This is a genomic window from Streptomyces sp. NPDC088252 (genome assembly GCF_044740965.1).
Classification (GTDB): domain Bacteria; phylum Actinomycetota; class Actinomycetes; order Streptomycetales; family Streptomycetaceae; genus Streptomyces.
On record NZ_JBIURS010000011.1, the window covers coordinates 39994 to 52791 of the forward strand.

Here is a 12798-nt window from a genome sequence, read left to right on the forward strand (position 1 = left end):
CCCGCGGACCCCTGGGGGCATGCGTCCACGCGTCTGCGGGCCGGGCTCTCAGGGTCGCGTCGGGGGCGGACCCTGATGCCGTCACCCGTTCGGACATGTGACGATCGGTGCATGCCAGCCGCCACGTCCCGAGCCACGAGCTCCCTCAACGCCGACCCGGAGGAGCCGCCGCTGCGCAAGCTGTACCGCAGCGCCGACGGACGGTTGCTCGGCGGTGTCGCGCGCGGCCTCGCCGGGCACCTCGGGCTGCCCGTCGCCTGGGTGCGGTTCGTCTTCCTCGGCCTGTTCTTCGCGGACGGCCTCGGCGCGCTGCTGTACGCCGTGTTCTGGATCGTCGTCCCGCTCGGCGTCGGGGGCGTGGAGGCGCCGCGCTCCGTCTTCGAGACCGCCCCGGACGGCAGACGCCGCCTCCGCAAACCCGACAAGGGCCAGGTCTTCGCCCTCATCGCGCTGTTCTTCGGCGCGATGATCTTCGTCGGCAATGTCGACATGGGCAGCAAGGCCGACCGCTACATCTGGCCCACGCTGCTGATCGGCGCCGGTTCGGTACTGGTGTGGCGGCAGGCCGACAACGCCCGGCGCGCCCGCTGGATGGAGGTCGGCAGCCGCCGCCGGGTCCTGCATCTGGCCCGGGGTCTCGCCGGGGTCGCCCTGGTCGGTCTGGGCCTGGCCGTCTTCATGGTGGTGCGCGGCTCCGCGGCCCAGCTCGGCAACGTCCTGACCGCCGCGATCGCCGTCCTCACCGGCATCGCGCTGCTGGCCGGCCCCTACCTCGTGCGCATGACCCAGGACCTCTCCGAGGAACGCACGATGCGCATCCGGGCCCAGGAGCGCGCCGAGGTCGCCGCCCATGTCCATGACTCGGTGCTGCACACCCTCACCCTGATCCAGCGCAACGCCGAGGACGCGGGTGAGGTCCGCAGACTGGCCCGCGCCCAGGAACGCGAACTGCGCAACTGGCTCTACAACCCCGAGGGCACCGGCAAGGACGAGGACGACGAGCCCGAGACCCTCGCCGAGGCGGTCAAGCGCGCCGCCGCCGAGGTCGAGGACAAGCACGGCGTCCCGCTGGAGGTCGTCGTCGTCGGCGACTGCCCGCTGGACGAGAAGCTGGCCGCGCAGATGCAGGCCGCACGCGAGGCGATGGTCAATGCCGCCAAGTACGGTGGCGAGGGCGGCGCCGTGCAGGTCTACGCGGAGGTCGAGGGCCGCACGGTCTTCGTCTCGGTGCGCGACCGGGGCCCGGGATTCGATCCGGATTCCGTCCCGGGGGACAGAATGGGCGTACGAGAATCAATCATCGGCCGGATGCAGCGCAACGGCGGTACGGCGCGACTGCGTTCGGTGCCCGGCGGGGGCACGGAGGTCGAGCTGGAGATGGAGAGGGCGAGCGATGACCAAGACCACTGAGCCGACCGGGAGCCCGGAGCGCCGGGTACGGGTCGTGCTCGTCGACGACCACCGGATGTTCCGCACCGGCGTCCAGGCCGAGATCGGCCGCACCGAGGAGACGGGCGTCGAGGTGGTCGGCGAGGCCGCCGACGTCGACCAGGCGGTCACCGTCATCACGGCGACCCGCCCCGAGGTCGTCCTCCTCGACGTCCATCTGCCGGGCGGCGGCGGCGTCGAGGTGCTGCGCCGCTGCGCGCCGCTGATGGGCGCCGTGGAGAACCCGGTCCGTTTCCTGGCGCTGTCCGTCTCGGACGCCGCCGAGGACGTCATCGGCGTCATCCGCGGCGGCGCCCGCGGCTATGTCACCAAGACGATCACCGGCACCGACCTGGTCGACTCGGTCTTCCGGGTCCAGGAGGGCGACGCGGTGTTCTCGCCCCGGCTGGCAGGCTTCGTCCTCGACGCCTTCGCCTCCACGGACGCGCCGCCGGTCGACGAGGACCTGGACCGGCTGACGCAGCGCGAGCGCGAGGTGCTGCGGCTGATCGCCCGCGGCTACGCGTACAAGGAGATCGCCAAGCAGCTGTTCATCTCGGTGAAGACGGTCGAGTCGCACGTCTCGGCGGTGCTGCGCAAGCTCCAGCTGTCGAACCGGCACGAGCTGACCCGCTGGGCGACGGCGCGACGGCTGGTCTGAGGTCACCCGACAGGCTCTGAGCCGGCCGGCCGCGGTCCGGACCGGCTCAGGACGGGCCTCGTGGGCCACCATCCGCCCCGCCGCCGAGCCGTGTCCGGCGCTACACCACCCGGGTCGCTCCGGCGAAGGGCATCTGGTCGATCGGTGCGATGCGGACCGGCGCTCCCGGGCGCGGGGCGTGGATCATCCGGCCGTTGCCGATGTAGAGCCCGACGTGGCTGACGCCGGAGTAGAAGAACACCAGGTCGCCCGGGGCCAGTTCGGAGCGTGCGATGGGCTGCCCGGCGTTGATCTGGGTGTACGTGGTCCGCGGCAGCGAGACGCCGGCGGACCGCCAGGCGGCCTGGGTGAGCCCGGAGCAGTCGAACGAGGACGGGCCGGTCGCGCCCCAGACATACGGTTTGCCGAGTGCTCCGAACGCGAACGCGACGGCTGCGGCGGCACGGGCGTTGGGGGCGAGGACGGGGCCGCGCGCGGTGCCCCGGTCGGCACGGCCGGCGGAACGCGCACCGTCCGAGGCCTCGTAGGCGCTGCGTTCGGCCGGGGACAGGGTGGCGAGGAGCCGCTGCGCGTCGGCCAGCTTGGTCCTGACCGTCGCCTTGTGCTTCTTCAGCTCGGCCTGGCGCGACGCCAGCGCGGCCAGCCTTTCCCTGGCCTGGGAGCGCAGCTGGGCGATCCTGGCGACCTGCCGCTCCACCGTGTCGACCTCGGCGGCCTGGCGGTCGCTGATCCGGTCCACGTACGCCGCGCGCTCCAGATACTGGTCGGGGTCGGAGGAGAGTGCCAGCTGCAGGGCGGGGTCGAGGCCGCCCGTGCGGTACTGCGCGGCGGCGAGCGAACCCAGCGCGTCGCGCGAGGCGTTGAGGCGCTCGGTCCGGCGGGCCGCCTCGTCGCGCAGGGTGTCGACGGCCTCGGCGGCGGCGGTGGCCTTCTCCTTCGCACCGTTGTACTGCTCGGTGGCGACTTCCGCGTCGTGGTACAGCTGGTCCACCTCGGACCTGACCTGGGCGGGGGTGCGCTGGGGATCGGCGTGCGCGGAGCCTGGCAGAGCGGCGGCGGTGGCGGCCCCGGCGAAGGCGAGGGTGGCTGCGGTGCGGGCAGCAGAGCCGGTGTACGGGCGCTGCTTGGGTTTCCGATGCGCTGCCACGGGGGCGTGCGTCCTTCCTGGTGACTGCCCGACGGGGACTACCGGCGGGCCCGCCCGGGATCCGGCGGCGGGTCACCCACGGCGGGGCGGCCCACCGCCGGATCCCCGGCGGGGTGACCGGCGTGCCGTCCGGGGGCGGAGCGGCGGTGAAGACGGTCACCTGCTCAGGGACGCTAAACCCGGGGCACGGGGAAGAGTTGTAATGACGCTTATTGCCCGAATTTGGCGCGGCGTTGTCTGTATCTGATCGGAAAAATGACAACAGAGTCAGGCAATTGGTGCAGACACGAGTGAAGCGCCAAGAAGCCGCACCTGCCTGCGGAGTGGTGATATGGGCGGGGCTAGGCTGCGGCCTCATGGACGTACTCATTCATGTCTTCGTCGCCCTGCACATCATCGGTATCGCCTCGCTGCTGGGCGGTTTCCTGACCCAGATGAAGGCGATGGGCGCGGGCACGGCCCGGTTCGTCCCGGCGATGCTGCACGGCGCGCTGACGATGCTGGTCACCGGGGTCGCGCTGGTCGGGCTCAACGAGGCCGATGGCCACCACGTGAACAACATCAAAATCGGGGTCAAGCTGCTGCTCCTGGTCGTCATCCTCGCGCTCGTCTACGTCAAGCGGGACGAGGAGAAGGTCGACAAGGGAGCCTTCGCGGCGGTGGGCGGGCTGACGCTCGCCAACATCTTCATCGCCACGCTCTGGACCTGAGGGTCCGAGGGCCCGGGGACCGCGGCCCGGCGTTCGGCGGCCGGGAGCCGCGGTCCGGGCCCCGAGTCCTGAGCTCCGAGTGTCGCGGTCCGAGGTCTGCGGATCGCGACCAGCGCGGCGCCGGGCCGGGGCCCGGCCGGTCGGCGCGTGGACCGGCCCACGCGCCGACCGCGGGGGAGCGAGGAGCGGGCCTAGGCCGGCCGCACGCTGCCGTGGATCGGCATGTAGTAGATCGACTCCTCGCGCACGTTCGCGCCCGGCTTCGGCGCGTGGATCATCATTCCGTCGCCCTTGTAGATGCCGACGTGGCTGATGTCGTCGTAGAAGAAGACGAGGTCGCCCGGACGCAGATCCGCCGTGGCGACCTCGGTGCCGATCTTCACCTGGTCCCAGGTGGTGCGCGGGATGTCGACTCCCGCGGCCTTCCACGCGGCCTGGGTGAGTCCGGAGCAGTCGTACGAGGACGGGCCCGTCGCACCCCAGACGTACGGCTTGCCCAGCTGGGCCCTGGCGAAGGCGAGGACCTTCTCCGCCTTGGTGGTGGCGCTGCTGTCCGAGCCGGTCCCGGCTCCCGCCCCCGCACCGCTGCCGGATCCCGCCGCCTTGGCGGCCTCCTCGGCCTTGCGGTCCGCCTCCGCCTCGGCGGCGGCCTGCTGCCGCGCCAGTTCCTCCGCCTTGCGCTCGGCCTCCGCCTCCTTCTTCCGCTCCAACGCCGCGAGCCGCGCCTTCTCCTCGGCGGTCAGCTTCGACAGCATCGTCTGCGCCTCGCCCAGCTTCTGCTGGACGTTCTGCTTGCTGGTGCGCAGCGTGGCCTGCGTCGTGGTCAGCGCCTCCAGGCCGCGCACCGCTTCGGCGCGCTTCTTCGAGGCCTTCGTCTGCTGGGCGCGGAAGTCCGTGACCGCCTTCTGCTGCTGAGCGGTCATCCGGTTCATCAGCTGGCTCTGGTCGAAGTACGACTGCGGGTCGTCGGCCAGGAAGAAGGTGGCGCTCGGCGTGAGGGACCCGGTGCGGTACTGCGCGGCCGCGTAGGCGCCGAGCGTCCTGCGGGCTTCGTTGAGTTCGTCGGCGCGCTTCGCCACGTCGTCCAGGAGGGCGTCCACCTTGGTGCGCTGGGCGGCGGAGGCCTCCTTCGCCTGGTTGTACCGCTGGGTCGCGGTGCCCGCCTGCCGGTAGAGGTCGTCGACCTTCTTCTGGACGTCCTCGATGCTGGGCTTCGGAGCGGGGGCCGCCGTGGCGCTCTGCGTGGAGAGCAGGGTCACGGACGCCAGCGCGGCCGTCGTGAGGCCGACGGCCGGTGCGGTGGTGCGCATCCGGGTGCGCGGTTTGCGATGCGATGCCAAGACGGCATCTCCTTCCGTGGACCGCCTACCGGGTCAGCTGTCGGGTTCGGGCGGAACGGAAGGCTGCCCTACGGTCCGAGTGGGGGATAAGGACCGATTCACCCCGGTGACGCGTATGGGTCCCCGGCTCCGGACGTCCGTGAGGGCAGCCCGGATTCGGCGCGGGGGCCTGCTCGGCGTGGTTCGCCTCAGGGGGTACGGGCCACCCGGTCGAGCACGGTAGCCAACCCGTGGTGCCGCTGTGAAGGTCGATGTTCGATATGCCCGATACGTTTTCGTGACCTTTGCGGGGCGAGGGTGGCGAGCGTGGTCGCGGCCCGGAATTCCACACGGGGCGTGGATGTCCACTCTCTTTGCGTGCCCGGTGGCCGGGTGCGGTTCGCCGAGCGGCAGTCACGTGTCGGTGCGGCGGCCTAGACTCGACAAGCGATGAGCAGCCTCTTTGACGACAGCTTCCTGGCCGGCCTCCAGCACTCGGAGGAAGAGCCCCCGCCGCCCCCCGAGGACTCCGCACCCGAAGCGGTGCCGGAGGACCTCTTCGCGGGCGTCTTCGACGGGCCCTCGCCGCCCAGGGACGCGTACTACCGTGACGGCGCGCACCGCCCCGTCATCGACTCCGCGGCGCTCCTCGACGGGCTGAACACCGAACAGCGCGCCGCGGTGGTCCACGCCGGCTCCCCCCTGCTCATCGTCGCCGGGGCGGGCTCCGGCAAGACCCGGGTGCTGACCCACCGGATCGCCCACCTCCTCGCCGAGCGCGGGGTGCATCCCGGCCAGATCCTGGCGATCACCTTCACCAACAAGGCCGCGGGCGAGATGAAGGAGCGCGTCGAACAGCTCGTCGGACCGCGCGCCAACGCCATGTGGGTCATGACCTTCCACAGCGCGTGCGTACGCATCCTGCGCCGCGAGTCGAAGAAGCTCGGCTTCACCTCGTCGTTCTCGATCTACGACGCCGCCGACTCCAAGCGGCTGATGGCCCTGGTCTGCCGTGATCTCGACCTCGACCCGAAGCGCTTCCCGCCGAAGTCGTTCACGGCCAAGGTCTCCAACCTGAAGAACGAACTGATCGACGAGGAGACCTTCGCCGGCCAGGCCGCGGACGGTTTCGAGAAGACCCTCGCCCAGGCCTACGCGATGTACCAGTCACGGCTGCGCGAGGCCAACGCGCTGGACTTCGACGACATCATCATGACGACGGTCCACCTGCTGCAGGCGTTCCCCGACGTCGCCGAGCACTACCGCCGCCGCTTCCGGCACGTCCTGGTCGACGAGTACCAGGACACCAACCACGCCCAGTACACCCTCGTACGCGAACTGGTCGGCCCGGCCGGCGAGCGCGACGCCCCCGCCGAGCTGTGCGTCGTCGGTGACGCGGACCAGTCGATCTACGCGTTCCGCGGCGCGACCATCCGCAACATCCTCCAGTTCGAGGAGGACTACCCGAACGCGACGACGATCCTGCTGGAGCAGAACTACCGCTCCACGCAGACGATCCTGTCCGCCGCCAACGCGGTCATCGAGCGCAACGAGAGCCGCCGCCCCAAGAACCTCTGGACGAACGCCGGCACGGGCGCCCGGATCACCGGCTACGTCGCCGACACCGAGCACGACGAGGCCCAGTTCGTCGCCGACGAGATCGACCGGCTGACCGACGCGGGCGACGCCAAGGCCGGCGACGTCGCGATCTTCTACCGTACGAACGCGCAGTCCCGGGTCTTCGAAGAGATCTTCATCCGCGTCGGCCTGCCCTACAAGGTCGTCGGCGGCGTGCGCTTCTACGAGCGCAAGGAGGTCCGGGACGTCCTGGCCTACCTCCGGGTTCTCGCCAACCCCGAGGACACCGTCCCGCTGCGCCGCATCCTCAATGTGCCCAAGCGCGGCATCGGCGACCGCGCCGAGGCGATGATCGACGCGCTGTCCCTGCGCGAGAAGATCACCTTCCCGCAGGCGCTGCGCCGGGTCGACGAGGCGTACGGCATGGCGGCCCGGTCGGCCAACGCCGTCAAGCGGTTCAACACGCTGATGGAGGAGCTGCGCACGATCGTCGAGTCCGGCGCGGGCCCGGCGGTGGTCCTGGAGGCCGTCCTGGAGCGGACCGGTTACCTCGCCGAGCTGCAGGCGTCCACCGACCCGCAGGACGAGACCCGGATCGAGAACCTCCAGGAACTCGCCGCCGTCGCCCTCGAATTCGAGCAGGAGCGCGGCGAGGCCGGCGAGGAAGGCGCGGGCACGCTCGCCGAGTTCCTGGAGCGGGTCGCGCTCGTCGCGGACTCCGACCAGATCCCCGACGAGGACGAGGACGGCTCCGGCGTCATCACGCTGATGACGCTGCACACCGCCAAGGGCCTCGAATTCCCGGTGGTCTTCCTGACGGGCATGGAGGACGGCGTCTTCCCGCACATGCGCGCGCTCGGCCAGGTCAAGGAGCTGGAGGAGGAGCGGCGGCTCGCGTACGTCGGCATCACCCGTGCCCGCGAGCGGCTCTACCTGACCCGGGCGGCGATGCGCAGTGCCTGGGGTCAGCCCTCGTACAACCCGCCGTCCCGGTTCCTGGAGGAGATCCCGGACCAGCACCTGGAGTGGAAGCGGACCGGTCCGATGGCGGCCCCGGCCGGGCCGACGTCGGGGATCACCTCGTCGCTGTCCTCGTCGCGTTCGCGGTCCGGCCCCTCGGGCTTCGCGACCCGGCGGACCTCGGACAAGCCGACGATCACGCTGGTGGTCGGGGACCGGGTCACGCACGACCAGTTCGGGCTGGGCACGGTGACGGCGGTCGAGGGGATCGGCGACCAGGCGAAGGCGACGGTCGACTTCGGGGACGAGCGGCCGAAGAAGCTGCTGCTGCGGTACGCACCCGTCGAGAAGCTGTAGGCGGGCCGGCGGCCGGAGCCGTCGCGTCGGCCGCCGCCCGCCGTCCGCGCGATGGCGGAGCGGTCGGCGGGCGGTTCAGCTCGGGTCGACGCCGTGGCTGCGGAGCCAGGGGAGCGGGTTTATGGCCGCGCCCCCACCGGGCCGCACCTCGAAGTGCAGATGCGGGCCGCTGGAGTTCCCCGTGTCGCCCGAGTACGCGATGACGTCACCGGCCTTGACCGGGCCCGAGCGGATCTTGGTGGCACTGAGGTGGCAGTACCAGGTCTCGGTCCCGTCGGCCATGGTGACGATGGCCATGTTCCCGTAGGCACTGTTCCACTGGGTGCGTACGGTTCCGTCGGTCGCAGCCATCACGGGCGTACCCTCGAAGACGGGGAAGTCGATGCCCGTGTGCACGGACATCCAGTTGACGCCCGCCTGGCCGAAGTACGCGCTGAGGCGGTGCTGCGTGACCGGCATGACGTACTTGGGGCGCAGCGCCTCCTTGCGGGCGGCCTCTTCCTCGCGCTTCTTCTTCTCGGCGGCCTGCCGCTCCCTCAGGTCGATGCGTTCCTGGGTACGGCTGGCGCGGTCGGCGAAGTTCTCGGCGTCGGCGCGGAGGTTGGCGAGCTGGGTGTCCAGCTTGTTGTTGGCCGCGGTCGGCTTGACGGATCCGGGGTCGGCCGCCGCCATCGTCGTGGTGTTGTCGTCCTTCTTGTCCTCGCCGCCCAGACCGCTGACGGAGGCCGCGGCGATACCGGCCACGCTCATCACGCAGGCGGAGGGAACGGCGACGGTGAGGAGTGCGGAACGCTTCGCGGGGGAACGTCGCCGACTGCGGCTGCCGCCGCCACCGTTGCGCGTCGCGGGGCGACCGAGGGGGCTGTGGGCGGCGGGTGCGGTGTCGACGGCAGCGGCTTCCGTGCCGTCGTCGCTGTCGTCCGCCGCGGCTTCGTGACCGTCGGTGCCATGGTGGCTGTCGGTGCCGTGTCCGGCGGTCTCGAAGTCCGCCTCCGGGAGGCTGAACTCGGCGGTGGTGTGGGGTTCGTACGCGGCGAAGTCGAAGGAGTCCTGATCGGCGTAGGAGTCGTACGGCTGGTGCGTTCCTCGGGCCCCGTGCGCCGTGTGTGCCTCTTGTGCTTCGTATGCCTCGTGTGACGACGGCGCCTCGTGCAACACCTGTGCGGTTTGCGTAGTTTGCGCGGTTTGCTGTTCGTGCTCGGGCGTGGCGCCGGTGTTCCAGGAGGTGGCGTCGTATGCGCCGGTGTCGTAGGCGGTCGTGCCGGTCGTCGCCCACTGGCCGGTCCCGTACCAGCCGTTGGTGTCCCACTGGCCCGTGGAGTCCGGGGTGCCGCCCTGTGCCGGGATGTCGGTGAAGGCGGTGACGGTGGCGGTGGCCGTGGTCCCTGCCGTGCCGTAGTCGGTGTCGGACGTCCAGGCGGTCGTGGTGTCGTACGCCGGATCCGCGGCGTACTGCGACTGGGGCTGCGTCGCGTACGGGGCGTAGGTGTCGTACGAGGCGGTCGGGTGTGCGCCCGTGTCCCACTGCGTTGAGTCGTAGTGGCCGCCGTATCCGGCCCGGGTGGCCTGCACGGCCTGGGCGGCCTGCGCGATCTGCCCGGTGTCGTAACCGCTGCCGTACGTGCCGTCGTGGCTGCCGGGGAGGGAACCGAAGAGCGGATCGTTGTCGAAGCCGCCGGGGGCCCGGCCGTCGTATCCGGCGAACCCGGCGTGGGGGGGCTGGTCGTCCACCAACTTCTCTCTCGCCTCGGCAGCAGGACCTTTGTCTGGGTTCCGGCGGGGGATCCCAGGGGGGAGCAGTGGCCGCGACTGTACCCGGCGGTATGCGACGCCGACAATCTTCGGCGGGTTCGGGCGGCTCAGGAAACGGGCAATCGGCCGTCTTTCGGCGGACTGTCCACACAGCCTTGGCTCTATGTTCGAAACGCGTTCCATTTGTGAGGCCTGTGGTGCGAGTGGCGCGGGGGTGGTTCCGCCCGGTTTGTCTTCTCTCGGTGAAGCCTCTGCCAAGAAACCGTCGCCGGGCGACAATCGCGCCGATGGAATCGGGCGCGTGCCGTCGGATCGAGTGTGTGCCGCGGGAACCGGGCGTGTGCCGGAGGCGACTTCGCTGCCTCTCCCCCTGGGGCGAGTGATCGCGAATCCGGAGACACGCGCAAGTCCCCGTCGCCGGCCGGGCGATGGCGGAGCGTCGGGCGGCCCGTCGATGCCGGAGACAGCACCGGGGGCGGGCACCGCACCACCGATGGCGTGTGCGGCGTGGGGCAGAATCCTGCGCTGTGATGATGACTGCTCGTGAGCTCAACCGCGCGACCCTGAGTCGCCAACTGCTGCTGGAGCGTGAGCCGCTGAGCGTCCCCGACGGGGTGCGGCGCATGGTCGCGCTCCAGGCGCAGCACCCGGCCTCGCCGTATCTCGCGCTGTGGAACCGGCTCACCGATTTCGCTCCGGCCGAACTCGACGCCGGCTTCACCAGACGTTCGGTGGTCAAGGCGACCCTGATGCGGATCACCCTGCACGCCGTGCACGCCGAGGACTACCCGGTCTTCCGCGCGGCGATGCAGCCCACGCTGTACGCCTCCCGGCTCGGCTTCCGTTTCGCCGCCACGGGACTGACCCCCGCGGACGCCGACGAGCTGGTGCCGGAGCTGCTGGCCTTCACCCGGAGCCCGCGCACCTCGGCGCAGATGCAGGCGTGGGTCGAGGAGCGGACAGGCGCCGAGAAGAAGGACGGGGCGTGGTGGGGGCTGAAGGCGTACGCGCCGCTGCACCACGCCCCGACGGACGCGCCGTGGTCATTCGGCTCCCGGCCGTCCTTCGTCGCGGCCGGGCCGGGGCCCGCCCCCACGGGGCGGGCGGTGGAGCCGCAGGCGCTGCGGACCCTGATCCTGCGCTATCTGGCGGGGTTCGGGCCCGCGTCGGTGGCGGACGTGGCGCAGTTCGCCATGGTGCGGCGGGCCCCCGTCCGTGAGGCCCTCGGTGCGCTGGACGGCGCCGTCGAGCAGCTCCGGGGGCCGGACGGCGTCACGTTGTTCGACCTCCCCGGCGCCTCCCGGCCGCCCGCGGACACCCCCGCGCCGCCCCGGCTCATGGCGATGTGGGACAGCATTCTGCTGGCCTACGCCGACCGCAGCCGGGTGATACCCCCGGCCTACCGCCCTCTGGTGATCCGGAGGAACGGCGACGTGCTGCCCACCCTGCTGGTGGACGGCCATGTCGCCGGGGTGTGGCGCCCGTTGGGCGGCGGGATCGAGGCCACGGCCTTCCACCCCCTTCCGGCCGCCACCTGGGACGGACTCGCCGCCGAGGCCCGGTCCTTGACCGAGCTTCTCGGCGACCGCGAGGCCGCGGTCTACAGCCGCTACCACCACTGGTGGGCGAAGCTCCCCGACGCGGAGGTGCGGCTGCTGTGACCACCGGGCCGTCGCCCGGACCCCGGCGGTACGTGCTCGACGTTCACCGGCGCGGGACGAGGATCACGCCACCGAAACGGTCCCGGTGCCCCCGGCCGCTTCGGTGACTGCTGCCGCTCCGGTGTCCCCGGCCGCTGTGGTGACTCCTGCCGCCCCGGTGGCTTCGGCCAGTGCCTCGTGGGACTCCAGGGCCTGCCGGACCGCTCCGGCGACGGTCGGGTGGACGGGGAGCGCGAGATGGCCGATCCCGCTGAAGCGTACGTTCAGCACGTCGAGATCCGGATGGTCGATGCAGGCCGCCTCGGCCGGGACGATCAACCGGTCCAGCTCGCTCCAGAAACTCACGAACCGGGTACGGCAGCCGGGTGCCGGCCTGCGCAGTTCCTCGATCGGCGCGGAGCCCGTGCGCATCTGGCGCACGATCGGGTGAGCACTCGCCAAAGGGGCGACGGCCGTGCCCCCGTGCGGTGTGCCGAGGGTGACCAGGGTGCGGACCCGTTGGTCACCGCCCAGCCGCTGCACGTAGTAGCGGGCGATCAGGCCACCGAGGCTGTGCCCGACGATGTCGACCTCGTGGTGACCGGTGCGGGCACAGATCTCCTCGACGTGTCGCCCGAGCAGCTCGGCCGCCGTACGGATGTCGCAGGTCAACGGCGAGTAGTTGAGCGACTCCAGGTGGCGTCGGCCGTGCCGGGCGAGGGAGCGGCGGAGCAGGACGAAGACCGAACGGTTGTCGATGAAGCCGTGCAGGAGTACGACGGGCGGCTGCTCGCCGCCCTCGGCCGGGAGGGCGGTCGTCCCGGCGGGTGCGGGGGCGGCGGGCGGTCCGGCCGGGCGCGACGGAGGGCGCCGTTCCCCTGCGATGCCGGTGGGGTAGAGGAGCACGTGCCCGGCGAGGACCACCAGCTCAAGCGCGGTGGCCTTGAACAGCGCGGACGGCAGCCGGGCGCAGCACGGAGACGGCCGGCGCAGCGGTGGGGGAAGGAAAGGCAGGACCCTCATGGCCGACCTCCTGCTCCGGCAGGCGGGGAGGCGGCTCCCGTCCCCGTATGCCCTCATGGGGTGCCGTCGCAAAGGTGCGGGCGGCACGCGCGGCCATCCGGCCGGGGCCGGTTCGCGCTCCGACGCTCACCGGTGGTGACCGGCGCATGCTCGGCCCACGGTCCCGACAGCGATGGTCCCGATACCAGTTTCCGACACCGACGGTCCCGGCGCCGATGGCTCC

At 71.5% G+C, this 12798-nt stretch carries 9 protein-coding genes and 1 riboswitch; of the genes, 5 read left to right on the forward strand and 4 right to left on the reverse strand.

The annotated features are described in order from the left end of the window. Window positions 1-111: 111 nt before the first annotated feature. Together ACIOHC_RS22995 and ACIOHC_RS23000 are read left to right on the forward strand one after the other, a co-directional pair. Entirely contained in the window at window positions 112-1410 is a 1299-nt protein-coding gene (locus ACIOHC_RS22995) for a PspC domain-containing protein (protein WP_351074490.1), read from the forward strand. Further along, entirely contained in the window at window positions 1394-2089 is a 696-nt protein-coding gene (locus ACIOHC_RS23000; protein ID WP_351074489.1) for a response regulator transcription factor, read from the forward strand. Before ACIOHC_RS22995 ends, ACIOHC_RS23000 begins: the two co-directional genes overlap by 17 nt. Window positions 2090-2189: 100 nt before the next feature. On the opposite strand, the gene ACIOHC_RS23005 is transcribed toward ACIOHC_RS23000, so the two are convergent. Beyond that, entirely contained in the window at window positions 2190-3236 is a 1047-nt protein-coding gene (locus tag ACIOHC_RS23005) for an NlpC/P60 family protein (RefSeq protein WP_401843774.1), read from the reverse strand. Between the two features lie 356 nt (window positions 3237-3592). On the opposite strand from ACIOHC_RS23005, the gene ACIOHC_RS23010 reads away from it, so the two are divergent. Then, entirely contained in the window at window positions 3593-3946 is a 354-nt protein-coding gene (locus tag ACIOHC_RS23010) for a hypothetical protein (protein ID WP_351074474.1), read from the forward strand. A 191-nt stretch (window positions 3947-4137) separates the two neighbouring features. Here the strand turns inward: ACIOHC_RS23010 and ACIOHC_RS23015 are convergent, their stop codons facing one another. Further along, a complete protein-coding gene (locus ACIOHC_RS23015) occupies window positions 4138-5286 on the reverse strand; it encodes an NlpC/P60 family protein (RefSeq protein ID WP_401843777.1) in 1149 nt (382 codons plus the stop codon). A 6-nt stretch (window positions 5287-5292) separates the two neighbouring features. Next, window positions 5293-5458, reverse strand: a riboswitch (cyclic di-AMP (ydaO/yuaA leader). 257 nt (window positions 5459-5715) lie between these two features. Here ACIOHC_RS23015 and pcrA point away from each other — a divergent pair. After that, the gene (gene pcrA / locus ACIOHC_RS23020; RefSeq protein ID WP_351074472.1) at window positions 5716-8160 is read left to right on the forward strand and encodes a DNA helicase PcrA; all 2445 of its coding nucleotides are present in this window, start codon (window positions 5716-5718) and stop codon (window positions 8158-8160) included. 75 nt (window positions 8161-8235) lie between these two features. Here pcrA and ACIOHC_RS23025 read toward each other — a convergent pair whose 3' ends face one another. Beyond that, the gene (locus tag ACIOHC_RS23025) at window positions 8236-9891 is read right to left on the reverse strand and encodes a peptidoglycan DD-metalloendopeptidase family protein (RefSeq protein WP_365690001.1); all 1656 of its coding nucleotides are present in this window, start codon (window positions 9889-9891) and stop codon (window positions 8236-8238) included. A 548-nt stretch (window positions 9892-10439) separates the two neighbouring features. On the opposite strand from ACIOHC_RS23025, the gene ACIOHC_RS23030 reads away from it, so the two are divergent. Further along, entirely contained in the window at window positions 10440-11573 is a 1134-nt protein-coding gene (locus ACIOHC_RS23030) for a winged helix DNA-binding domain-containing protein (protein ID WP_401843780.1), read from the forward strand. Between the two features lie 63 nt (window positions 11574-11636). Here ACIOHC_RS23030 and ACIOHC_RS23035 read toward each other — a convergent pair whose 3' ends face one another. Continuing rightward, window positions 11637-12575 (reverse strand): esterase/lipase family protein, encoded by a 939-nt coding sequence (locus ACIOHC_RS23035; RefSeq protein ID WP_401843783.1) that lies wholly within the window; start codon window positions 12573-12575, stop codon window positions 11637-11639. Window positions 12576-12798 lie beyond the last annotated feature (223 nt).